The sequence below is a fragment of the Cellulomonas sp. P5_C5 genome (genome assembly GCF_054049655.1).
On record NZ_JBFULY010000001.1, the window covers coordinates 21,179 to 45,165 of the forward strand.

At 71.5% G+C, this 23,987-nt stretch carries 19 protein-coding genes and 1 tRNA gene; 16 read left to right on the forward strand and 4 right to left on the reverse strand.

Features of this window, described 5'->3' with window-relative positions; genetic code table 11:
- Positions 1–9: 9 nt before the first annotated feature.
- On the reverse strand, positions 10–900 hold the full coding sequence (locus ACXJKF_RS00130; RefSeq protein ID WP_456785717.1) for a hypothetical protein: 891 nt from the start codon (positions 898–900) through the stop codon (positions 10–12).
- Between the two features lie 55 nt (positions 901–955).
- Entirely contained in the window at positions 956–1,159 is a 204-nt protein-coding gene (locus ACXJKF_RS00135; RefSeq protein ID WP_456785718.1) for a DUF2510 domain-containing protein, read from the reverse strand.
- 375 nt (positions 1,160–1,534) lie between these two features.
- Between ACXJKF_RS00135 and ACXJKF_RS00140 the strand changes: the two genes are divergently transcribed.
- The 7 genes from ACXJKF_RS00140 to ACXJKF_RS00170 all read left to right on the forward strand — a co-directional run bounded on the left by ACXJKF_RS00140 (position 1,535) and on the right by ACXJKF_RS00170 (position 7,476).
- Positions 1,535–3,424, forward strand: a complete 1,890-nt coding sequence (locus tag ACXJKF_RS00140; RefSeq protein WP_456785719.1) for an Ig-like domain-containing protein — start codon at positions 1,535–1,537, stop codon at positions 3,422–3,424.
- A 197-nt stretch (positions 3,425–3,621) separates the two neighbouring features.
- Positions 3,622–4,356, forward strand: a complete 735-nt coding sequence (locus ACXJKF_RS00145) for a DUF4241 domain-containing protein (RefSeq protein ID WP_456785720.1) — start codon at positions 3,622–3,624, stop codon at positions 4,354–4,356.
- Positions 4,357–4,456: 100 nt separating this feature from the next.
- On the forward strand, positions 4,457–4,720 hold the full coding sequence (locus ACXJKF_RS00150) for a helix-turn-helix domain-containing protein (protein ID WP_456785721.1): 264 nt from the start codon (positions 4,457–4,459) through the stop codon (positions 4,718–4,720).
- A complete protein-coding gene (locus ACXJKF_RS00155) occupies positions 4,717–6,006 on the forward strand; it encodes a type II toxin-antitoxin system HipA family toxin (RefSeq protein WP_456785722.1) in 1,290 nt (429 codons plus the stop codon). Before ACXJKF_RS00150 ends, ACXJKF_RS00155 begins: the two co-directional genes overlap by 4 nt.
- Before the next feature lie 65 nt (positions 6,007–6,071).
- Positions 6,072–6,731, forward strand: a complete 660-nt coding sequence (locus ACXJKF_RS00160) for a hypothetical protein (protein WP_456785723.1) — start codon at positions 6,072–6,074, stop codon at positions 6,729–6,731.
- Between the two features lie 14 nt (positions 6,732–6,745).
- Positions 6,746–6,818: transfer RNA gene (locus ACXJKF_RS00165), tRNA-Lys, on the forward strand.
- A gap of 58 nt (positions 6,819–6,876) precedes the next feature.
- Positions 6,877–7,476 carry a YdeI/OmpD-associated family protein gene (locus ACXJKF_RS00170; RefSeq protein WP_456785724.1) on the forward strand — a complete coding sequence of 200 codons (600 nt, stop codon included), beginning with the start codon at positions 6,877–6,879 and terminating at the stop codon, positions 7,474–7,476.
- Between the two features lie 5 nt (positions 7,477–7,481).
- Here the strand turns inward: ACXJKF_RS00170 and ACXJKF_RS00175 are convergent, their stop codons facing one another.
- Positions 7,482–8,708 (reverse strand): hypothetical protein, encoded by a 1,227-nt coding sequence (locus ACXJKF_RS00175; RefSeq protein WP_456785725.1) that lies wholly within the window; start codon positions 8,706–8,708, stop codon positions 7,482–7,484.
- A gap of 173 nt (positions 8,709–8,881) precedes the next feature.
- On the opposite strand from ACXJKF_RS00175, the gene ACXJKF_RS00180 reads away from it, so the two are divergent.
- The 6 genes from ACXJKF_RS00180 to ACXJKF_RS00205 all read left to right on the forward strand — a co-directional run bounded on the left by ACXJKF_RS00180 (position 8,882) and on the right by ACXJKF_RS00205 (position 18,719).
- Positions 8,882–11,587 (forward strand): S8 family serine peptidase, encoded by a 2,706-nt coding sequence (locus ACXJKF_RS00180; RefSeq protein ID WP_456785726.1) that lies wholly within the window; start codon positions 8,882–8,884, stop codon positions 11,585–11,587.
- A 211-nt stretch (positions 11,588–11,798) separates the two neighbouring features.
- On the forward strand, positions 11,799–12,026 hold the full coding sequence (locus tag ACXJKF_RS00185) for a DUF7455 domain-containing protein (protein ID WP_456785727.1): 228 nt from the start codon (positions 11,799–11,801) through the stop codon (positions 12,024–12,026).
- Positions 12,027–12,057: 31 nt separating this feature from the next.
- Positions 12,058–12,627, forward strand: a complete 570-nt coding sequence (locus ACXJKF_RS00190) for a GNAT family N-acetyltransferase (RefSeq protein WP_456785728.1) — start codon at positions 12,058–12,060, stop codon at positions 12,625–12,627.
- Positions 12,624–13,187 (forward strand): YqgE/AlgH family protein, encoded by a 564-nt coding sequence (locus ACXJKF_RS00195; RefSeq protein ID WP_456785729.1) that lies wholly within the window; start codon positions 12,624–12,626, stop codon positions 13,185–13,187. Before ACXJKF_RS00190 ends, ACXJKF_RS00195 begins: the two co-directional genes overlap by 4 nt.
- Positions 13,188–13,249: 62 nt before the next feature.
- Positions 13,250–14,197 carry a DUF808 domain-containing protein gene (locus tag ACXJKF_RS00200; RefSeq protein WP_456785730.1) on the forward strand — a complete coding sequence of 316 codons (948 nt, stop codon included), beginning with the start codon at positions 13,250–13,252 and terminating at the stop codon, positions 14,195–14,197.
- A gap of 154 nt (positions 14,198–14,351) precedes the next feature.
- Positions 14,352–18,719 (forward strand): OmpL47-type beta-barrel domain-containing protein, encoded by a 4,368-nt coding sequence (locus ACXJKF_RS00205; RefSeq protein WP_456785731.1) that lies wholly within the window; start codon positions 14,352–14,354, stop codon positions 18,717–18,719.
- Positions 18,720–18,761: 42 nt separating this feature from the next.
- Here ACXJKF_RS00205 and ACXJKF_RS00210 read toward each other — a convergent pair whose 3' ends face one another.
- Positions 18,762–19,682: an aldose 1-epimerase family protein gene (locus ACXJKF_RS00210; RefSeq protein WP_456785732.1), complete on the reverse strand. Its 921-nt coding sequence runs from the start codon at positions 19,680–19,682 to the stop codon at positions 18,762–18,764.
- Positions 19,683–19,758: 76 nt separating this feature from the next.
- Here ACXJKF_RS00210 and ACXJKF_RS00215 point away from each other — a divergent pair, with 76 nt between their 5' ends.
- The 3 genes from ACXJKF_RS00215 (at position 19,759) to ACXJKF_RS00225 (ending at position 23,986) form a co-directional block, all read left to right on the forward strand.
- Positions 19,759–20,982 carry a cation:proton antiporter gene (locus ACXJKF_RS00215; RefSeq protein WP_456785733.1) on the forward strand — a complete coding sequence of 408 codons (1,224 nt, stop codon included), beginning with the start codon at positions 19,759–19,761 and terminating at the stop codon, positions 20,980–20,982.
- A 140-nt stretch (positions 20,983–21,122) separates the two neighbouring features.
- The gene (locus tag ACXJKF_RS00220; RefSeq protein WP_456785734.1) at positions 21,123–22,772 is read left to right on the forward strand and encodes an ABC transporter substrate-binding protein; all 1,650 of its coding nucleotides are present in this window, start codon (positions 21,123–21,125) and stop codon (positions 22,770–22,772) included.
- 101 nt (positions 22,773–22,873) lie between these two features.
- Entirely contained in the window at positions 22,874–23,986 is a 1,113-nt protein-coding gene (locus tag ACXJKF_RS00225; protein WP_456785735.1) for an ABC transporter permease, read from the forward strand.
- The last annotated feature ends 1 nt before the right edge of the window (position 23,987 follow it).

Sequence of the window (23,987 nt, forward strand, 5' to 3'; positions counted from 1 at the left end):
CCGCCCGCATCACGCCGCGGAACCTCGCGCCGCTGCGACCGCCGCAACCGGCGGGTCCCACTTCTCGCGGGTCTGGATGAACCAGAACGCGACGAACAGGCCGAGCTCCCACAGCTCCGCGACGATGCCGGCGTAGCCGGTGCGGCTCAGCGCGGCGTAGACGGCGATACCGGCCACCATCAGCCAGAAGATCACGACGTACGTGCGCGTCCCGGGCGGCGTCCCGTCGGCCAGCAGCGGCCGCACAGCCCCGGTGCGTTCGGGCCAGGCGTAGCTGGCGACGGCGGTCGCCATGCTGACGATCAGCAGGACCGTCGCCGCGAGGTGGACGTCGGCGAACGTCGTCCCCTCCGCGGCCCGCCAGACGAGAAGGATCACGAAGGCGACGGCGAGCGCGGTGGAGACGTGGAAGAACCACCTGGTCAGGGTGTTCTTCCGGAGCTCGTCGTACGGCCAGTGCTGGGTTCTCGCCTCGACGACGAGGAAGGCGGCTGTCACGACGAGCACGGCGGCGATCGTGACGCGCAGCGACGCGACGACCTGGGCGCGCTCCTGCGCGTCGAGCCCTGCCAGCGTCCGCGCCAGCTGCGTCGGGACGAAGGCCACGAACAACGCGTAGAAGCCCGCCAGGTTGAGGGCGTAGTCCTCCAGCGCCTCGCCGCGGTAGGCCACCAGGCACACGGCGATCCCGACCATGCAGCCGACGAACACGTCCCGCATGGGGCCCAGGTAGTAGGCGCTGATGGAGCCCTGGATCGAGCCGATCCCGAAGGCGAACGCTGCGCCCACCAGGCCGGCGAGCAGGAGCGCCGGCAGGGCGACCAGCATCAGCCGGAGGTGACGGTACGTCTCGTGAGCCAGGTACGGGTCCGGCGATGCCTTGAGCTGCTCTGCGGCCATGCTCGTGATGTTCCCGCTGCTCACGGGGGCGCGCGACCGGGCCCGGCGCAGCAGCTCAGAACGCGGAGGTCACCGCAATCGACAGCGGCACGTTGATCCCGGCCGCCCGGGCGCCCGTCGCCCACGGCGGGTTCTCGTACCGGACGACCCCGGGGCGGTCCGGGTCGACCAGGTAGCCCGTCCACTGCGCACCGTCCCAGTACCGCAGCCGAGCGGGCTCCTGCGGGTCTGCGTACCAGTCGGCCGGTGGCGTGGGCATCCCGCCACGCTACTCCGCGGGTGCCGCCCACGGGGAGCGGCCGTCCCATCGTCGGAACGCCAGGGTCACCTTGCCGCTGCGGATCCCGTCGGCGATGCGCTGGTTGAGAAGCACACCGACCATCGTGGCGCCCGAACGCGTCCGACGGGGTCCGGATGCTCGGTACCCTCGACCCCGCACCTGTGACGGCCGGACCGGCAGCCCCGCTGACCTGCCGGTTCATCACGCCGTGCACGAGCAAGCCGAGAGTCACGGGCCTTCACCACGCGGTCCCTGATGCCGATAGAGCCTGAAGCACCGCCACTCGACCGAGGAGACCCGCTCGTGCCTTCCCAGCTCCGACGGACACGACCGACCAGGCAGCACGTGCGCGGGATGGCTCTCGCCGCCGTCGCCTCTCTCGGGCTGACGCTCGCCGTCACCGCACCCTCCGTGGCCGCGGACACGACGACCGTCACCGGCGAGCTGGTGCGCGTCTCGAACGACATCCAGCCGACCCTGCCGGGCGCGACCGTCGTCGACGAGTTCCTCATCCAGACCCCTGCGGGCGAGCTCGTGCCGGTGGACCTGCCTGCGGCGTACACGGACTTCGACGCGGGGACGACCATCGTCGCCGAGGTGTCCGCGCCGGATGCGGAAGGCACCCGCGACGTCCTGTCCGCGACCCTCACCGAACCCGCCCCGGAGGTAGCCGCCGCCGTCGCGACCGCACCGGCGACCGCGCACCACGCGTACGTCGTCGTCATCGACGACGCGAACGCTTCCGGGGACATCACCACCGCCCAGGCGGACCAGCTGACGACGGACGGCGGGAACTACTGGATCCGCGAGGCGAAGGGGTCGGTCTCCTCGTTCGACATCGCCGGCCGCGCCACGCTCACCCTGCCCAGCAGCTGCATGTACAACTACGCCTCCATCTGGCAGCGGGCGAGCGCCCTGTTCCCCGACGTCTCGTTCTCGAACGGCAACCACCTCATCGTGTACTCGCCGTCGACCTGCGACTACGACTACACGGGCATCGGGACGGTCGGCAGCGACCTCGCCGACGGCGGCCTCATCCAGATCGCCGACACGTACTGGTCCACGGTCGCCCACGAGCTCGGGCACAACGTCAGCCTGGGGCACGCGAACCTCGAGTTCTCCCCGTCGAACATCGGCGAGTACTACGGCGCCTTCGGTGTGATGTCCGCGCGCATCGGCTCCTACCTCCCGGCCACCCTCGAGGCCGGCTTCCAGGAGCTGCTCGCCCTGCCGGGCCGCGCCACGCACCGCACCACGCTGGCCTGGCCGACGCAGCCGACCACGTCGGTCGTCACCCTGAGCCCGTCGACGAGCGGGACCGGTGTGACCGCCGTGCAGTTCACGGACCCGACGACCGGCGCCACCTACTTCGTCGAGTACCGGGCGGGCGCGGGTGCTGACGCCGGAGCGTTCTACACGACCGGGCGCTCGCTGAGCGTGACCGGTGGAAGCGTCACGTACTCGCCGGGGGTGCACATCACCCGCATCGACGGGGAGGACCTGACGACCCTGTCGACGTTCGACGGCGCCCGGTACTGGGCGACCCAGTCGACCGGCAAGACCTACGCCGCGACGCCGGCCACGTTCACCGTGTCCGTCACCGCGCTGTCCACGAGCGCCGCCACCGTCTCCCTCGAGCTCGGCAAGGACGCGCGCGTCGCCAGCACCACCACGCTGAGCAACCCGGCCGTCAAGTACGGAGCGAAGCTGAGCGGCCGGGTGACCGTGCCGAGCGCGCCCAACGGCAGCGTCGTCGACATCTTCTCCGGCGCCACCAAGCTCACGTCCGTGAAGCTGAGCGGAGGGACCGCGGTCTGGACCGGCCCCGTCAAGGCGCCGGGCACCTACCCGATCACGGCGAACTACCTGGGCTCCAGCATCGACAAGCCCTCGAGCGCGACCGGCACGATCAAGGTCAACAAGGCGGTGACGACCACCACGGTCGTCGCACCGAACGTCCCCGACGGCCTCGCGCCGCGGTTCACCGTGACCGTGACGCCGCCGACCGGCATCGCGACCCCGACCGGCACCGTCGACCTGTACGGCGGCACCGTGAAGCTGGCGACCGTGACCCTGGTCGCGGGCAAGGCGACGTGGAACGCGCCGGTGTGGGCTGCCGGCTCGTACACCGTCACCGCGAAGTACCTGGGCTCCACGATCCACCAGGCGTCGACGAGCGCCGCCACGCCGTTCTCGGTCTCCCCGCCCCGGCCCGGGCTCACGGGCGTCCGAGCGAAGTTCTGACCGGTGCGGTGCTGACCACGACGGGGGTCGTTCGCTCCGGCGTCGCTCTCGCCGTGGCCGGCCTGCTCCTCGCGGCCTGCGCGCAGCCCGCCACCCCTCCGGGGTCCGGCGCCGCGTCACGGACAGAGCCGGGGTCCGGCCTCCCGTCACGGACAGACCTGGGGTCCGGCTCCGCGTCACGGACGGAGCCGGGATCAGTGGTCCCGTCGCCGACCGAGGTGGTCGGCGAGCACCCGACGTTCGTCGCGTGCGGCCGCGAGCCGGCGGACCCCAGCGTGACCAACCTCCGCCCGTCGGAGCTCACGCCTACCGAGCGTGCCGCCGTGCAGGACTGGGGCTACGGGCCCCTCCCCGACGGGCGGATGGTGGTCGAGCACGTCACGGACCTGACACTGCCCGCGGGCCTGCTGGGCTTCGGCGACGGGTTCGAGGCGTCTATCGGTGCGCTGGGCGGCGAGCGCCTGCGCGAGGTCGCCGCGCCGGGCACGACCGCGCCGGTGTCGCTCGCCGTCCTGGACAGCCCGACGTCCGGGCGCCGGGTCGCGTTCCTGGAGGTCCGCGTCGCCCCGCAGCCCCCGGTCCGGTGGGAGGAGGTGCCGAGCCTCGGGTTCGGCACCGACGGCGGCGACGGCGGTGTCCTGGCCCCCGGGTCCCTCGACGAGCCCGCGGCCGCGTCCGACGCAACGTTCGAGCGGATCGAGGTGATGTACCCGGACAGCGACTCGGCCTCGGGGAACGTGTGCGTCCTGCGCTCGACGAGGGACCACGTCGACGGGGTGGTGTTCTCCTCCGGCTGGGGCGACGGCGGCTACCCGACGTTCCTCGGGTACGACTCCGCGGGCCAGGTGGTCAGCGTCGTGTCCTACGGGTTCGTCATCCCGTGGGAGCTGAGCGGTCTCCCGGGCACGGGTCCGGCCGACGCCACGCTCTGACCGCCGACCGCCCGCGGTCGCCGCATGTGAACGATCGTGCACATCGGCGCAATGTTACCGTTCTTGCACATTGTCACGATGTGCACGTACGATCACAACCATGGCCGACATCGCGCTCACGACTCCTGCCCAGTTCGGGGCGGCGATCCTGGGCGCCCGCCGGCGAGCGGACATCACGCAGACCGACCTGGCCGAGCGGGCCGGGGTCAGCCGCCGATGGTTGGTCAGCCTCGAGCAAGGGCATGCGGAACGGGCCGAGCTCGGCAAGATCCTCGACACCCTCGACGCACTCGGACTGCACCTGACCGTCACCGGGGCGCGGCGTCACACGAGCGACCTCGCCGACCTGCTGGAGGACGTGTGACCGGCCAGCACCTGGCCGTGCTGCTGTACGGGCAGCACATCGCCGACCTCGAGCAGACCCCTGGCGGGCAGCACCTCCTGGCGTACCGCGACGATCCGGGCACCACACCGATCTCGTTGACGATGCCTCTCGCGGGCGGCCCCTTCAGGCAGCGGGTCGTGGACCCCTTCCTCGAGGGGCTGCTGCCTGAGCGCGAGGCTGCACGCGAGGCCATGTCGCGCGAGTTCGACGTGTCCGCCCGCAACCCGTACGCACTGCTGGGCCACATGGGCCTGGACTGTGCCGGCGCCGTGCAGTTCTGCGCCGAGGACGAGGTGGCTGACGTCCTGGCTCGCAGCGGCTCCCTCGACGCACTCACCGACGACGAGATCGAGAAGCGCCTGACCGAGCTGCGCACCAACCCCAGCGCCAGCTGGCTCGCTCCGCGAGAGCGGTGGTCCCTGGCCGGCGCTCAGGCCAAGTTCGCCCTGCGGCGCGAAGGTGACACCTGGTACGAGGCCACCGGCGCCGAGCCGACCACCCACATCGTCAAACCCGGCGTGGACGGCTTCCGCTCCCAGGCCCTCAACGAGCACATCAGCCTGCAGACCGCCCGGCGTGCCGGTCTCGCGGCCGCCCGGTCGACCTTCGAGCGGTTCGGCACCGAGTCAGCGCTGGTGGTCGAGCGCTACGACCGTCGCCGCGACCGGGACGGCGTCCTCGTCCGGCTGCACCAGGAGGACCTGTGCCAGGCCACCGGCACCTACCCGGGGGACAAGTACGAGTCCGAGGGCGGCCCCCGGGCGGTGCAGATCATCGAGCTGCTGCGGACCAGCAGCACGCGCAGCGACCGGCAGGGAAACCTGGACGCGTTCGTCGACGCGCTGGCCTTCAACATCCTGATCCAGGCGCCCGACGCCCACGCGAAGAACTACTCCCTCTTCCTGCTCGACAGCATCGTGCGGCTCGCGCCGCTGTACGACGTCGCGTCCGGCACGCCCTACGACTCCGCCGACCAGACCGGGCTGCGAACGTCGGCGATGGCGATCGGCGGCCGGCGACGGTTCGTGCAGATCGACCTCGAGCGCTGGGGCCGGTTCGCTTCTGACGCCGGACTCGACCCCGACGCCGTGATCGCCAGGGTGCTCAGCCTGGCCGAGCGCATCCCCGACGCGATGGCAGACGCCTTCACCGCCGAGGCCGAGCACGACGACCTCGAGGTCTCCGGGCTCCGTTCGCGCATGCTCGACCGGGTCGCGCAGTTCTGCACGGCGACGGCAGCAACGCCGACCACTCGGTCAAGATAGAGCTGTGACGTGAAGCGGGCCCAGGCGTAGCCAATGACCGGCATCCTGGGCCGCAGGACGCCTCGATGACGACAGCAGGGCACGCCCTCGTCGACGCACCGGACGGCCCGGCCTGGCGGCTCTCCGCGTTCGGCTCCTGCGCGCTCACGATCTCGTACCCCGGCAGTGGCAGCGCCATGCTGACTCTCGACCCGGCCGCACCCCCGAGCCCCGGCTCGACCGAGGTCGCCCTCCTGGTCACCGAGGCCGCGTGCAACAGCGGCCAGGACGCCGACGGTCGCATCGAGGTGGTCGAACTGCGGGAGACGGCGTCCGCCGTCGAGGTGGCGCTTGCGGTCACGCCCCGGGGCGGCGCCCACGACTGCCCGTCCAACCCACCGACACCGTTCACGATCGAGCTCGACGAGCCGCTCGGCGACCGACTGCTGCTGGATGCCTCGACGGTGCCGCCCTGCGCCGCCCTGCCCCGTCACGATGCCGACGGGCTGACGCCGTCGATGCCCTGTGGCTGTGCTCCGCCGACCGCAGGCGGAGAGGGCGTCCTGCAGCCACAGCCCAGCACCGTGTGGTCGCGGTGGAGGCAGTTCGCCCGTGGGCCCGGCCGTCGGTGGTCCCCTTCGGTCCACCCCAGTCACCCCGCTCCCGTACCCTCGTCCAAGGGTGGCCGGGCGGCTTCTTGGACGAGCAGAACTGCACGGGAGCTGTCCCGAGGGTTCTTCTGGTAACCGCCCCCATCCCCGGGCCTCTAGCTCAATCGGCAGAGCAGCGGACTTTTAATCCGCGGGTTGTGGGTTCGATCCCCACGGGGCCCACCGACCCGCCTGACGTCGCGCGTCCGGCTCCGTCACACCCGAGCCCTAGGCTGCCGCCATGTCGATGGACCACACGGACGCGGTGTTCTTCGAGGACGAGGCGGCGTTCGAGGCGTGGCTCGTCGAGAACGCCGCGAGCGCCACGCACGTCTGGGTGCGGATGGCCAAGAAGGGCACCGGCGTCCCGTCGATCGACTGGACGAGAGCGGTCGACGTGGCGCTCTGCTTCGGCTGGATCGACGGCATCGCCCGCCGGCTCGACGACGAGTGGTACGTGCAGCGGTTCACCCCGCGGCGCGCGAGGAGCCTCTGGTCGAAGATCAACCGTGACCGCATCGAGCGGCTGACCGCCGACGGGCGGATGCGCCCTGCCGGCCTGGTCGAGGTGGAGCGGGCGAAGGCGGACGGCCGCTGGGACGCGGCCTACGACGGGCCGGCCACGGCGGTGGTGCCCGACGACCTCGCCGTCGCGCTGGCCACGCGCGACCTCACGGAGGTCTTCGCCGCGCTGGACAGCCGCAACCGCTTCGCGTTCCTCTCACGCATCCAGACCGCGGTGCGCCCGGAGACCCGCGCCCGCCGCATCGAGCAGCTCACGGATGCCCTGGCGGAGGGCACGACTCCGTACCCGGCACGGAACACCAGGTCGGGCGCCTAGCCTCGCTACCCCTCGAGCCGACCGATGACCGCAGCGAGCGCGGTCCGAGCCGGTGCGCTGCCCTCCCGCGCGAGCGCCTCGCGCAGCGCGGGCAGCGCGGCGGTCGCCCCCTGCTCGCCGAGCCACTGGGCCGCACTGGAGCGGACCGCCCCGCGGCTGTGACCCAGTGCTCCGGTGGCGACGGTGAGCGGGTCGCCGTGGGCCTCGACGACGCGTCGGGCGGCGGTGCGGGGTCGGGCGGGACCGGTGACGGACAGGTCGGTGACGCGCGGGAGGTACCGGGAGGGCATCACGGGCATCTGCGCGAGCACGCCCAGCGCCTTGATCAGCCACGCGTCCTCGACGGGCATCTCGGGCACGGCGAGGCCGAGGCAGTCCTCCAGGCGTTCGGGGTGCTCGACGAAGAAGGGCCACGCGAGCGTGGGGAGCAGGTAGTCGCCGAGCAGGTAGTCGCGGGCGACTATCGCCTCGGGACGGGCCACTCCGAGCCGGCCCAGGGAGTCGGCGAAATGGCGGAGGTCGACGCCGGCGTAGTCGAAGCTCCACATCAGCACATGGGGCCGATCAGGTTCCCAGTCCAGCCGCAGTCGCTGGAGCGGGGTGAGCATCGGCCCCACCTCGTCGGCGAAGCGGATGTCGGTGAGCTTGCGGATCAGCGGGTGCACCCGCCCTCCGCTCCCTTCGATCGCGCGGACGGCCTCGGCGCAGTGCTCGAGCGTGATCGCCTCGTGGGCTGCGACGTCCCGCTCGGTCTGGATCCGCCACAGCCTCGACTGCTCGTCCTCCCCCCGTTCGCCCGTCAGGCGCCGGCCAACTTGGAGGCTCTGGCGCTCCATCCCGATCCACCGCGCGACGATGTCGTACAGCCGCTCCGCGAACCCGAGCGGCGCCGGGGAGTCCGGCCACGGCTGGAACGGAGGCAGGACGACGCGCGGGTCCGGCGCGTGCCGACGGACGTCGATCTCCCCGATGGCCGCTCGGAGGGGATGGCAGGCATAGGGCGGGCGGTTGTCCAGCGCCTCCACCAGGATCGTGCGCGCGACGGGGCCGCCGCGGTCGACGAGGAACGTGAGCGCGTCGTCGAGCACGTCGTCTCCGCCCGCGAGCGCCCGGGCTAGCCCGGCGCGCGCCTCCTGGAGGTCGTCCGGGACCTGGAGATAGCCCTGCGCCCGGACGTCGGGGGCGGCGTCCAGGATCATCGCCGGCCACGACAGGTAGCGCACGTTGCTCACCGCAGGGACATCGGCTCCCGGTCGCCCGGTGTTGAGGCGCCGGGGTGAAAACGGCCGGCCGGCGTTGACTCGAAAGAGTGAATGGGCGGATTGTCCCTTTTGTCTGTTTCGGGCGGAGGGGGCGTCCTCGACGACGAGGACCACGTCCGGGACAGGAACAAGGGGGCACCATCATGAGCACTTTTCCTAGGCGGCTGGTGCACGGCACCGGCGTGCCCATGGAGCTGGACGACACCCGGCTCCTCATCGCGACGAGGGAACCGATCACGCCGGACGACCTGGCTGCACGGCTCAAGCAGGCGCGCGTCGTGCTCGAGGACGCGGGCGACGACCAGGACGCCCGCCGCTTCGAGCGGATCAACCACACGGCCACCCGGTTCTGGATCCGGTCGGCGGACCGCGAGCCGCTCGACGAGGGACGGGTCGCGCTGCTGCGCGAGGTCCTGGGCGACGTGCTCGCCTGGATCGGGCCCGTGTACCGGCTCGGCGGGAGGCAGTCGCGGCCGATCGGGCGCGCCGCCCTGGTGGCGCCGTTGCCCCACGTGGTGCTGGTGCGGTTCCGGCGCGGGGTCGAGGGGCCGGTGGGCCGCGCGTTCACGGGGGCGGCTCGCGGTCTGAAGGTCTCGGAGGACCGGGAGCGCTCGAAGTACCTGAACGGGCTGCGCTACTTCGTCATCGACGACCCCGCGCAGGTCGACGCGTACCAGCTGCGGGACCTGCTGCTCGAGAGCCAGCGCGAGCAGGTGGCGGACGTGCGGCTGGAGACGATGCCGATGGTGGTCCCGACGGCGGTCATCCCCAACGACACCCTCTGGGCGCAGCAGTGGGACATGGTCCAGATCGAGGCGCCGGCGGGGTGGGACATCTCGACCGGTTCCGCGTCGGTCGTCGTCTGCGTGCTGGACGAGGGCTGTGACCTCACGCATCCCGACCTGGTGTTCGCGGGCACGGGGATCAACCTGGGCAGCATGTCCGGTGACGGCTCCCCCACGGGGTCGCACGGGACGGCCTGTGCCGGCATCGTCGCGGCGACGTTCAACAACTCGACCGGGGTGGCGGGCGTGGCCGGGGCGGCGCAGATCCTGCCCGTCGCGTTCGTGACCTGGAGCGACGCCGAGATCGCCGCGGGGATCAGCTGGGCGACCGGCAACGGCGCGGACGTCATCAGCATGAGCTTCGGGGGGTACTACGTCGACCCGCTGATCGTTGACCCGTCGATCGTGGCGGCGGACGCCGCGGGCCTCGTCATGGCCGCGGCGACGCACAACTACGACAGCAACTCCATCACCTACCCGGCGACGCACCCCCTGGTGATCGGCGTCGGCGCCTCCGACCAGGCGGACGACCGCAAGTCCCCGGCCAGCCCGGACGGCGAGACGTGGGGGTCGAACTTCGGCCCGGAGATCTCGGTGGTCGCACCCGGGGTGCTGGTCCCGACCACGGACCGGCAGGGCGCCGACGGCTACAACGTCGACGGCTCCGGCGGGGTGTGGGCCGGGGTGAACTACCCCAGCTTCGGCGACGCCGCGGGCGACTACGTGACGGTGTTCGACGGGACGTCGGCGGCGACCCCGCACGTCGCGGGCCTCGCCGCGCTGCTGCTCAGCGAGTACCCGGGCATGACCAACGCCGAGGTGCGCCGGACCATCGAGCGCACGGCCGACAAGACGGGCACCACGGCGTACGTCGAGACCGCCGGCTACGACAGCGGCACGTGGAACCAGAACATGGGCTACGGCCGGATCAGCGTCCGCAAGGCGCTGGACCTCGCCGACCTGATGATCCGCGACTGGCCCGGTGACACCGGGACGGAACCGTCCGCGCCGAGCGGCGGCAACTTCTGGAACTTCGCGGACGTCGTCGTGCGGATCTTCGACGACGACGTCTTCGTCCCCAGCGACCCGCTGCAGTCGCAGAACCTGGAGGTCGGGCAGGAGAACTTCCTCTACGTCCGGGTGCGCAACGTCGGTCCGCGCGAGGCCCGCAACGTGACGGTGGACGCCCGCCTCACGCCGTACGTCGGCACGCAGTTCGTCTACCCGACGGACTGGACCACCACCGACGGCACCCACCTGGCCCCGACCCCGATGTCCGCGACCTTCGCGACGATCCCGGCGGGCGGCGAGGAGATCGCCACGTTCTCGATCTCCGCCGCGCAGGTGGGGATCCTGCACTCGGAGGCCTGGCACCCGTGCGTGGTCGTCTCGGTGAACGCGGACAACGACTACGCGTTCGCGACGGCGGCGTTCGTCGCCGACCCGGTGGTCACCCGGATCGGCAACCTGGCCCAGCGGAACCTGTCGCTGATCAACGTCCTGGCGGACACCACGGCGGCGTTCCCGTTCCTGGCCGGGAACGCGCTGAACAGGGACCGGTTCCTCGAGCTGGTCGTCAACCGGTCCGCGCTCCCGAAGGCGGCGACGCTCCTGCTCGCCCTCGACGGGCCCAACGTGTACTTCCCCGAGGTCGACGTCGACGCCCATGTCCCGGGCGACGGCGGCGGAGGGGGTCACGACGGGTGCGGCGGCGGCCTGGTGTTCCTGGACCGCACGCGTGTGCGGACCCGGTTCGGGTGCTGCGAGGGGGTGCTCACCCTGGAGAAGGGCTCGCGCTTCGACTGCGCGGACAGGCGCCGGGTCCGGGACGTGTCGGTGAAGGGCGGCGATGTCGTCGTCCGCGACGGCCTGCGGTTCGCGGTCCTCACCGACGACGTCGCCGTCGTTCGGATCGAGAAGGCGGCCGGGCAGCTCCTGCCCCTCGTCCTCGAGACGCGGCTGCCCGCCGGTGTCGAGGCCGGACGGCAGCTGGAGGTGTCGGTGGCGCAGCGCGACGAGTCCGGCCAGGTGGTCGGCGGCGCGTCGGGACTGTTCCTCACCTGAGCGCGAGGAGGGCCCGTGACCTGCGTCTGCGCAGGTCACGGGCCTTTCCCGTGGGCCGGGTATTCCCGCTTCCGCCCGCGCCCCATCCAGGTAGGGCAGTTCCCCGCTGAGCGAACACGACTCAGGAATGGTCTGACCACGACCGATGGTTCGGATGAGCAGCACATGTGGAGCCCAGGCTCCGCCTCCTGCACCGAGACGAGGTACCGACATGACGACCGCCACCATCGACCTCCCCACGACCGCCGGGCTCAGCCGGCAGGACCGGTGCGACCGCTGCGGCGCGCAGGCGTTCGTCAAGGCGACGCTGACCGACGGGCTCGACCTGCTGTTCTGCGGTCACCACTTCCGCGCCCACGAGGCCAAGCTGGTCGCAGCCGGCGCGACGATCCAGGACGAGCGGCACAGGATCGACGAGCAGGCAGCTGAGCCCGTCTGAGCGCGTCGGAGGCGTTCCGTAGCCTGGGTGGATGACCATCGAGGTGCTCCCCGCCGTCGGGCGGTACGACGACTTCTTCGAGGTCGTCGGCGTGAAGAAGCCGGGCGGCGCCGGCTGCTGGTGCATGGCGTACCGGGACAGCCGGGTGCCCAACGAGGAGCGCGCGCAGTACATGCGCGACGAGTGCGCCACCGAGCCGGGCCCGGGGGTGCTGGCGTACGTGGACGGCACGGTGGCCGGCTGGTGCTCGGTCGCCCCGCGCAGCAGCTACCGGCGGCTGATGGCGTCGCGGACCATCCCGTTCGTCGACGACCGGGACGCGTGGAGCATCGTGTGCTTCGTGGTCCGGCCCGCGTTCCGGCGCCAGGGGCTGATGCACGAGCTGCTGGAGGGGGCCGTCGCGCACGCCGCCGCGAGCGGCGCGGAGGTGGTCGAGGGCTACCCGGTGGCGCTCACCCCGGACGAACGCGTGGACGTCATCTCCGGCTACGTGGGGACGAGCCGGCTCTTCGAGTCCGCGGGGTTCACGCAGGCCGCGGAGACGACCGGTCACAGCGGCGGTCGGCCCCGGGTGGTCATGCGGCGGGAGGTGGGCCGGTGACCGACGACACGGCCCTGCGCGGCCGGCTCCTCGTCGCGACGCCCCGCCTGCGCGAGGCCACGTTCCTGCGGACCGTGATCCTGCTGCTCGACCACGGACCGGAGGGCGCGATCGGGGTGGTGCTGAACCGCCCGTCGACGGTGGACGTCGGCGTCGTCCTGCCCGACTGGCAGGAGCACGTGAGCGACCCGCCGCGGCTGTTCCACGGTGGGCCCGTCGGCCTGGACGGCGCGATGGGGGTCGCCGCGCTCCCCCACGGCGGCGGCCTCTCGCCGGAGGTCGACCGGGTGACGGGCCGGTTCGGCCTGGTCGACCTGGACGCGGAGCCGTCGGCGGTGGCGCCGCACGTCGGTGGCGTCCGGGTGTTCGCCGGGCACGCGGGCTGGGGCGCGGGCCAGCTGGAGGACGAGCTGGCCGAGCGCGCCTGGTACGTGGTCGACGCGGTCGCCGACGACGTGCTGACGCCCGAGCCCGAGCAGCTGTGGCGGCGGGTGCTGCGTCGCCAGGGCGGCGACCTGGCGATCGTGTCGACGTTCGCGCTCGACGCCAGCCTGAACTGAACTGACCCGAGGTCTGTGTCAGGATCACCCGTGCGCACGCGCACGGAGACGAGGGAGAACTGATGGCTGGCGGTCTTGCCGCGCTTCTGGACGACATCGCGGCGCTGGCGAAGCTCGCCGCGGCGTCGGTCGACGACGTGGGCGCGGCGGCGGGCCGGGCGAGCGCGAAGGCGGCGGGCGTCGTCATCGACGACACGGCGGTGACCCCGCGCTACGTGCACGGGTTCCAGCCGCAGCGCGAGCTGCCGATCGTCCGCAAGATCGCGTTCGGGTCGCTGCGCAACAAGCTGCTGTTCATCCTCCCGGCCGCGCTGCTGCTCAGCCAGTTCCTGCCGTGGCTGCTCACCCCGATCCTCATGGTCGGCGGCACGTACCTCGCGTACGAGGGTGCGGAGAAGATCTGGGAGCTGATCTCCGGGCACGCCAAGGAGCACACCACCACGCCGGTGGCCGTCCAGGGCGAGGACACCGAGAAGTCGATGGTGCGCGGCGCGATCCGCACGGACTTCATCCTGTCGGCCGAGATCATGGTCATCGCCCTCAACGAGGTGGCCGACGAGCCGTTCCTCTCCCGCACGATCATCCTGGCGATCGTCGCGCTGGCCATCACGGTGCTGGTCTACGGCGTCGTCGGGCTCATCGTGAAGATGGACGACATCGGCCTGCACCTCGCCGAGCGCCGCAACGGTGCCGTCGCCGCGATCGGCCGAGGGCTGGTGCGCGCGATGCCGAAGGTGCTCTCGGTCCTGTCGACGGTCGGCATCGTCGCGATGCTGTGGGTCGGCGGGCACATCCTGCTCGCCGGGGTCGACGAGCTGGGCTGGCACGCGCCGTACGAGCTCCTGCACCACCTGGAGGAGGCCGTGGCCGTCGTGCCCGGCGTTGGCGGGTTCCTGGCATGGCTGGTCGACACCCTCGGCTCGGCGCTCGTCGGTCTCATGGTCGGTGCCGTGGTGGTCGCGATCATGCACGTCATCCCGAAGCGCAAGAAGGCCGAACCCGCGCACTGAGGACCGAACTCTTTCGGTAAACGTTGTAAACCTCCCTTGCCGGGCATCGCCCCCTCCCCCTAGGGTCGTCGCATCACCGGGATGTTAGCGCTCACATCGGGCGCGACGGAGTCCTGGACGAGGCGCACGACGACGTGCGCACAGGGAGGCCGCCATGCCCGTCGCACTGTCGCGACAGACCCGCAGGACCCGTCGACCGGCGCTGCGAGGCGTCCTCGCACTCACGCTGGCCGTTCCGCTGGCTGCGGCGCTCGCCGCGCCCGCCGGCGCCGCCCCTCCCGTGCCCGACGGCGCGTGGACCGACGGCTTCGACTCGGCGACGCTGGACCCGCGCTGGACCGTGGTCAACGACGAGCCGTCGGCCCGGTCCCTGACCACCACCCCGGGTGCGCTGACGATCACCGCGCTGCCGGGTGACACGTGGCAGGGCAACAACTCGGCGCGCAACGTGCTGACGCTCGACATCCCCGACGGCGACTTCTCGATCGCCGTCAACGTCCAGGCGCCCGTCGCCAAGACGTTCCAGGGCGCCGGCATCATCGCGTACCAGGACCTCGACAACTACGTGCGCTCGGGTCTGACGTTCGTCGGCGGGATCACGCCGTCGGGCGTCGCGATCGAGAACGACATCGAGACCGCGGCGATCTTCGCCGCCGACCACTTCGAGGACCGGCCGGGCTCGACCGCCGAGACGCTGCGGCTGAGCCGGGCGGGGAACACCGTCACCACCGCCCGCTGGGACGAGCCGACGACGGCCTGGGTCGACGTGAACGCCGTGGAGGTCACGTTCCCCATCGAGCACGTCGGCCTGTACGCGCTGGGCGCGCAGGACGGCACGACGTTCCCGGCGGTGTTCGACGACGTCACCCTCGTGGCATCGGCGGGCGACGACGTGGTCCCGGACGGGCCGTTCACGTTGCGCGCACCGGGCACCGCCCCGTACCTGACGACGGACGCCGACGACGCGATCGTCGTCGCGACGCAGCGGCCCGGCGACGCGTTCGTGCTGGAGGCGACGGAGGTGTCCGGCGGCCTGACGCTGACGGCCGGTGACCGGTCCGTCGCGGCACGGCCGGACGGCCACCTCGTGCTGGCCGACGAGCCGACCACCCTGCGGCTCACCGAGGCGGGCGGCGGCAAGCTGCACCTCACGACGGCCGACGGGTCGCAGGCGGTCGGCATCGTCGACGGTGCGCTCGTCCTGGGCGACCCCGGGGACGCCGCCGGGTTCGTGCTCGAGCCGTTCACGCGGGCCGAGGGCACGACCATCGAGATCGACGGCGACGGCACCGACGCCGAGATCTCCGACCGGCTGTACGGGATCTTCTACGAGGACATCAACTACGCCGCCGACGGCGGTCTGTACGCCGAGCTGGTGCGCAACCGCTCGTTCGAGTTCAACACGTCCGACAACGCCTCGTTCACCGGGCTGACCGGCTGGGACGTGCTGGACCGCAGCGGTGCCGGCACCACCGTCACGGTGGTCGACGACGACGGCAGGCTCAACGCCACCAACCGCACCCGGGCCGTCCTGGTCGCGGCCGCGGCGGGTGACGGGCTGCGCAACACGAGCTACAACTCCGGCGTCGCGGTCAAGGACGGCGCGTCCTACGACGCGAGCGTCTGGGTCCGCACGACCACGCCGCAGACCCTGACCCTGGCCGTCGAGAACGGCACGCAGACCGTGGCGTCGGGCACGGTCGAGGTCGACGGCTCGGACGTCTGGAGCAAGTACGAGGTCACGCTCACCGCGAGCGCCACCACGGACGCGGGCCGGCTCGTCGTGCTCGCCGGCGCCCCGTCGACCCTGCACCTGGACCAGGTGTCCCTGTTCCCGCAGGACACGTGGGTCGGCCCGGTCAACGGGAAGTCGCCGCTGCGCAGGGACCTCGCAGAGAAGATCGCGGCGCTCGACCCGTCCTTCCTGCGCTTCCCCGGCGGCTGCGTGACCAACGTGGGCACGTTCCGCACGTACGAGGAGTCCGGGTACACCGACCGGCGCCGTACGTACCAGTGGAAGGAGACCATCGGCCCGGTGGAGGAGCGCGCCACCAACTGGAACTTCTGGGGCTACAACCAGTCGTACGGCATCGGCTACCTCGAGTACCTGGAGCTCGCCGAGGACCTCGGGTCTATCCCCCTGCCGGTGCTGTCCGTGGGCGCGAACGGCTGCGGGAGCAACATCCCCGAGATGACGGATCCCGCGCAGATCGACCGGTGGGTGCAGGACACGCTCGACCTCATCGAGTTCAGCACGGGCGACACGTCCACGACGTGGGGCGCGAAGCGTGCCGCGCTGGGTCACCCGGAGCCGTTCGAGCTGCCGTACATCGGGCTCGGCAACGAGGAGAACACCACCACGTTCGAGGCCAACTTCCCGGCCTTCCGGGACGCGATCGTGGCGCAGTACCCGGACATCAAGATCATCTCCAACTCGGGCCCGGACGACACCGGCGCACGGTTCGACGCGCTGTGGGAGTTCAACCGTGAGCAGGACGTCGACCTGGTCGACGAGCACTACTACAACGACCCGAGCTGGTTCCTGACCAACACCGAGCGGTACGACTCCTACGACCGCGAGGGTCCGCACGTGTTCCTCGGCGAGTACGCGTCGCGCGGCAACACGTGGTGGAACGGCCTGACCGAGGCCGCGTACATGACGGGGCTGGAGCGCAACGGCGACCTGGTCGAGCTGGCGTCCTACGCTCCGCTCCTGGCCAACGAGTCGTACGTGCAGTGGTCGCCGGACGCCATCTGGTTCGACAACGACGAGTCCTGGTCCAGCGCCAACTACTGGGTCCAGCACCTGTTCTCGAACAACGTCGGCGACCAGGTGGTGCCCAGCACGCTCACCACCCCGTCGGTCGAGCCCACGCCGCTGGACGGCGGCGTGTTCCTGTCCACCTGGGCCACGTCGGCCGCGTACGACAACGTCCGCGTGACCGAGAACGACGGCGGTGGGGTCCTGTTCGACGAGGACTTCGCCGACGCGTCGGCCTGGTCGCCGCAGACGGGCGACTGGTCCGTGGTCGACGGCGAGTACGTGCAGTCCAGCACGACCGTCACCGACGCCCGCAGCATCCCCACGGGCGCCTACGAGCAGGACTGGAGCGACTACACGCTCGAGCTCGACGCCCGCAAGACGGCGGGCTCCGAGGGCTTCCTCGTGGGCTTCGCCGCGGGCGGTCCGAGCGACTACTTCTGGTGGAACCTGGGCGGCTGGAACAACACCCGCCAGGCGCTGCAGAAGGCGGACGGCGGCGGTGCCGGTGAGGTGAAGGCGGTCGAGGGCCACAGCATCACGACCGGCCAGACGTACCGGGTCAAGGTCGTGGTGCAGGACCGGCACATCGAGCTGTACCTCGACGGGGTGCTGCAGATGTCCTACGACGACCCGGCGCCCGCCGCGGACGTCTTCCAGGTGGTCACCCGCGACGAGGACAGCGGCGACATCGTCGCCAAGGTGGTCAACGTCTCGGCCGTCACGCAGCGCACGCAGGTGGAGGTCTCCGACGTCGAGATCGCGCCGACGGGCTCGGTGACGGAGATCGTCGCGCCGCCGGGGGCGACCAACACCAAGACCGCGCCCAGCACGGTCGAGCCGGTGACGCGCGAGCTCGGCGGGCTGTCGTCGTCGTTCACGTACGACCTGCCGCCGTACTCGGTCACGTTCCTGACGCTGCACACCGTGCCGAAGGACGCGACGGCCCCGACGGTCGACTCGGTCCTGGTCACCCCCGACGCCGTGGGTGACTGGCGTGCAGCCCCGGCGACCGTCGTGGCCACCGCGTCCGACGACCGCGCGGGCGTCTCGCTGGAGATGTCGGTCGACGGCGGTTCGTGGACGCCGACCGCCTCGGTCCAGGTCGACGGCCACGGCGAGCACACCGTCGGAGTCCGGGCGACGGACGCGGCCGGCAACGTCTCGGAGGTCGAGTCGGTGACGTTCCGGCTGGACGCGATCGCGCCGGCGACGTCCGCCTCCGTCGACGCGCAGCGCCGGGTCACGCTCACCGGGACCGACCAGGGCTCGGGCGTCGACCGGATCGAGTACAAGGTCGGCGCCGGCGCGTGGACGGTGTACACCGCACCGGTGCAGGTCGGGGCGACTGCCACGACGGTCGAGCACCGGGCGGTCGACAAGGTCGGGAACGTGGGCGCGACGACGAGCACGGCCGTCCCGGCCGCGAACGCGGTCCGCTCCACGACCTCGGTGAAGATCGAGCCGCACGTCGTCCGGCGCACCACGCAGGCCACGGTCGTCGCGACGGTCAAGGCCGCCAAGGGCGCCGCGGCACCGACCGGCGAGGTCACCACGACCGTCCGCACGGCCCGGCTGCACGGCGACGGGCCGGTCCTCGCGCAGGTCACCGGCACCCTGGTGCCCGGCCCGAAGGACTCGGTCGCCCGGCTCCGGCTGCCGCGCCTGCCCGTCGGGATCCACGTGGTCGAGACGACCTACGCGGGGTCCACGACGGTGAAGGCGTCGTCCGACCGCAGGGTGCTGATCGTCCTGCCGTGACGGGCGGGGCGGCCGGACCCTCACCGGCCGCCCCGTCGCACGTCAGCCTGCCGTCAGCCCCCACGTGCCCGTCCAGGACTCCCCCGGGGCGAGCGTGATGAGGTCCGCGCCGGACCGGAACGCGTGCGGCGGGCAGGTCATGGGCTCGACGGCCACGGACTGCCGCTGCCGGTCGGCCGGGAGGACGCCGTCGGCGGAGTAGACCATGACGTACCCGAAGGACTCGTCGACCCAGAGGTGCACCCCCTGGTCGGTCGCCGGGTCGGTCAGCGCGACCACCGCGCGCCCGTCGGCGCCGCGGGCGAGGTCACCGAACACCGTGTCCAGCACCGTGGGTCCCACGGCCCGACCGGCACGGAAGTCGAGCGGGCCATCGGTCACGTCGACGGGCACGGGGCGCTCGTCGCGGTCGGCGGGCACCGGCGAGTGGGTGCCGGCCGGCACCAGCAGGTCGAGCCCGTCGAGGGCGGCGCCCACGCCGAGGTACGGGTGGAACCCGATGCCGAACGGTGCCGGCTCCGTGCCGGTGTTCGTCGCCGACGACGCGACCGTCAGCCCGTCGGCGGACAGGTGGTAGCCCACCTGCAGGCTGAGCTCCCACGCGTACCCGGGCTGCGGGCGCAGGACGCAGGCCAGCACGACGTCGTGCTCGGTGAAGGACACCTCGGCCCAGTCCAGCCAGCGGACCATGCCGTGGATGGCGTTCCCGCGCTCCGGCTCGTCCATCGCGACCTGGCACGTGTGCCCGCCGAACGCGTAGCGGCCGTCGGCGACCCTGTTGGGGAACGGCGCGAGGACCTGCCCGCGCCCGTCGGGCGCCCGCTCGGACTCGTCGTAGCCGTCGAGCACCGCGCGACCGTCGAGCACGCACTCCCGCAGGCCCGCCCCGACCTGAGTGACCACCGCCTCATGAGAACCCGCCATGATGCGGTACTGCCGCCCGGACGGTGGGGTGCCGCTCATGCCGTTCTCCTCCTGTGCGCCGTTCGACCTCGTGTCCAGGCCACCCGCCAACGTAGCCGACGACACAATGGCGGGCATGGAGCTCGGGTTCACCGCCGGCATCGCCGCGATCGTCCTGCTCGGCGTGCTGGGCCAGCTCCTGGGCCATGCGGTGCGCGTCCCGTCGATCATCGTCCTGCTGGTGCTCGGGCTGCTGGCCGGTCCCGTCCTCGGGCTGGTGGACCCGGACGCGCTCCTGGGTGACGCCCTGTTCCCGCTGGTGTCGATGGCCGTGGGGCTGCTGCTGTTCGAGGAGTCCCTCAAGCTCGACTTCTCCCGGCTGCACGGCGGGGCGCGCCGTCCCGTCCTCGGCCTGGTCACGACGGGCGCCCTCGTCACCGGTGTCTGCGCCACCCTGCTCGCCCACTGGGTGTTCGGCCTGCCCTTCAGCCGGGCGACGGTCATCGGCGCGATCCTCATCGTGTCCGGTCCCACGGTCGTCGGTCCGCTGCTCGCGGTCATCCGGCCGAAGCAGCCGCTCGAGTCGGTGCTGGCCTTCGAGGGGATCTTCATCGACCCGATCGGTGCCACCGTCGCGCTGACCATGGTCCACCTCGCGCTGCACAAGAGCGGGACGGGCCTCGGCATCACCGCCCTCGTGGGCATCGTGACCGGGCTGGGGTCCGCCGCGGCGTACCTGGTGATCGTGCGGTTCGGGCGCGTCCCCGCGGCCACCCACGTCGCGCTCGGGGTGGCCGTCGCGCTCGCGGCGTTCGCGACCGCGGAGTCCGTCGGGGAGGAGTCCGGCCTCTGGGCGACCACAGCCCTGGGCGTCGCCCTGGCCAACCAGCCGTGGGTGAGCCTGGAGGCGCTGCACGAGTTCGGCAGCCACGTCGGGATGCTCCTGATCGGCTCCCTGTTCATCGTCCTGACCGCCCGGATCGACCTCGACGCGCTCGTCCTCTACACGCCGGCCACGCTCGTGCTGCTCGCGTTCCTGGTGCTGGGCGTGCGGCCCCTCGCGGCCGGGCTCGCCACGATGCGCACCGTGCTGTCCCGGCGGGAGCGCGCGATGGTCGGCTGGATGGCTCCTCGCGGCATCGTCGCGGCGTCCACCGCGAGCGTCTTCGCGTTGCAGTTCGATGACGCCGGAGAGCCCTTCCCGGCGCTCGTGCCGATCGTCTTCGGCGTGGTGCTGTTCACCGCGATCGTCTACGGGAGCACAGGTCCCCTGGTCGCACGCCTGCTCGGGGTGCGCGCCACGGAGGCGGAGCCCATCGACGACGACGGTCTGCCCCGGGAAATGTCCGACCGATCGTGACCATCCCGAGATATGGATGTTACTTACCGGTAAGACCCTCGACATGCGTGAAGCATCTGTGTGCTACCCATAGCCCACTGAGAAACAGCCGACGGGTCCGCTTCGACGCGCGCCCGCGGCCCTGACAGAAGAGGTAGCGCATGTCCTCCCTCGCACCACACCGCCGCCGCGTCCTCGCGGCGACTGCAGGCCTCGCAGCCACCGCTCTCGTCCTGACCGCCTGCTCGGGCGCCAACGACGACGAGGGCGGCGACGGCGGCAGCACCTCCGCCGGGGGCGCCCTGACCATCGGCACCACCGACAAGGTCACGTCGCTCGACCCCGCAGGCTCGTACGACAACGGCTCCTTCGCCGTGCAGAACCAGGTGTTCCCGTTCCTCATGAACACCCCGTACGGCAGCCCGGACGTCGAGCCCGACATCGCGGAGTCCGCGGAGTTCACGGCGCCGACCGAGTACACCGTCACGCTCAAGCCGGACCTGAAGTGGGCCAACGGCAACGACCTGACGTCCTCGGACGTGAAGTTCTCGTTCGACCGCCAGCTCGCCATCGCCGACGAGAACGGTCCGTCCTCGCTGCTCTACAACCTGGACAGCGTGGACGCGGTCGACGACACCACGGTGGTCTTCCACCTGAAGTCGGAGAACGACCAGATCTTCCCGCAGATCCTGTCCAGCCCCGTGGGCCCGATCGTCGACGACGAGGTCTTCGCCGCCGACGCGCTGACGCCGGACAACGAGATCGTCGACGCCAACGCGTTCGCCGGTCAGTACACGATCACCAGCTACTCGTTCAACGAGCTGATCTCGTACGAGGCCTACGCGGACTACGCGGGCGTCCTGCCGCCGGCCGAGACCGCCGAGGTCAACGTCAAGTACTACGCCGACTCGTCGAACCTCAAGCTGGACATCCAGGAGGGCAACATCGACGTGGCGTTCCGCAGCCTCTCGGCGACGGACATCGCGGACCTGGCGACGAACGACAACGTCAAGGTCGTCGACGGACCCGGCGGGGAGATCCGCTACATCACGTTCAACTTCGACACGCAGCCGTACGGCACCAAGGCCGACGGCGCCGACCCGGCGAAGGCCCTCGCGGTCCGCCAGGCCGTCGCGGACCTGATCGACCGCGCCCCGCTGTCGGAGCAGGTCTACAAGGGCACCTACACGCCCCTGTACTCCTACGTCCCGGACGGCCTGACCGGCGCCACCGAGTCCCTCAAGGGCCTCTACGGCGACGGCGAGGGTGGCCCCGACGCCGACAAGGCCAAGGCCACGCTCGAGGCAGCCGGCGTCACCGTCCCGGTCGCGCTCAGCCTCCAGTACTCGAACGACCACTACGGTCCGTCGTCGGCCGACGAGTACGCGCTGATCAAGGACCAGCTGGAGAAGGACGGCCTGTTCGCGGTCGACCTGCAGACCACCGAGTGGGTCCAGTACTCGAAGGACCGCACCGCCGACGTCTACCCGTCGTACCAGCTCGGCTGGTTCCCGGACTACTCGGACGCCGACAACTACCTGACGCCGTTCTTCCTCAAGGAGAACTTCCTGTCGAACCACTACGACAACCCCGAGGTCAACGACCTCATCCTGGAGCAGGCGACGACGGCTGACGCCGACGCCCGCACCGCGCTCATCGAGGAGATCCAGGACAAGGTGGCAGCGGACCTGTCCACCGTCCCGTACCTCCAGGGCGCCCAGGTGGCCGTCGTCGGCAAGGACGTGACGGGCACCGAGGACACCCTCGACGCGTCGTTCAAGTTCCGCTACGGCGCGCTCGCGAACGGCTGACCTCTCCGCACCGCAGGCCGACGGTCCCGTCCCCCGCCACACTCGGGGGGCGGGGCCGTCCGGCACGTCCGTACGGCACGTCATCAACAAGGCAGGAACCCATGACCTCCACCACCACCGGAGCACCCATCGGCGTCGCGCCCCCAGGGCCCACCACGCCGGCGACCCCGGCCGCGAAGAGCAGGCGATCGGGGGGACACCTCGGCAGCTACCTGCTGGTGCGGTTCCTGCTGATCTTCCCGACGATCTTCATCCTGGTCACCACCGTCTTCGTCCTGATGCGGGCCACGGGTGACCCGATCACCGCCTCGCTGGGCGGACGGCTGACGCACGACCAGCTGCAGGAGCGCATCCACGAGGCCGGCTACGACCGGCCGATCATCGTGCAGTACTTCGAGTACCTGGGGAACGTGTTCCGCGGGGACTTCGGCACCACGATCTCCGACAACCGCCCGGTCACCCAGGTCGTCCTGACGTACGGGACCGCGACCCTGGAGCTCGCGTTCTACGCGATGCTCGTCGCGCTCCTGGTCGGCATCCCGCTGGGCCGCATCGCCGCCGCCCGTCGCGACAAGGGCGTCGACGCGTCCCTGCGCATCTCCGGGATCCTGGCCTACGCGACGCCCGTGTTCTTCGCCGGCATCCTGCTCAAGCTCATCTTCTCCGTGTGGCTGGGCTGGCTCCCGGTCGCGGGGCGCGCGTCCACCGACGCGCAGATCGAGCTCCAGCGCAACGGCGCGGGCACCGGCATCTTCCTCATCGACGCGATCAGCACCGGCGACCCGTCCGTGGTCCTCGACGTGCTCGAGCACGCGATCCTGCCCGCCCTCGCGCTCGGGCTGCTGACGGGTGGCATCTTCCTGCGGCTGGTCCGCACCAACGTCATCGGCACCCTGTCCACGGGGTACGTCGAGGCAGCGCGCTCGCGCGGTGTCAACGAGCGTCGCCTGCTGCGCCAGCACGCGTGGCGCCCCGCGCTCGTCCCGATCATCACCGTGATCGGCCTGCAGGTCGCGCTGCTGCTGTCCGGCGCCGTCCTGACCGAGAAGACCTTCGAGTGGAAGGGCCTCGGCTTCCAGCTGGTCCAGTACCTGCTGGCCCGCGACTTCGTCGCCGTGCAGGGCATCGTCGTCCTGCTCGCCGTGGTGGTGGCGCTGACGAACTTCGTCGTCGACGTCATCGCCGCGCTCGTCGACCCGAGGATCAGGTACTGAC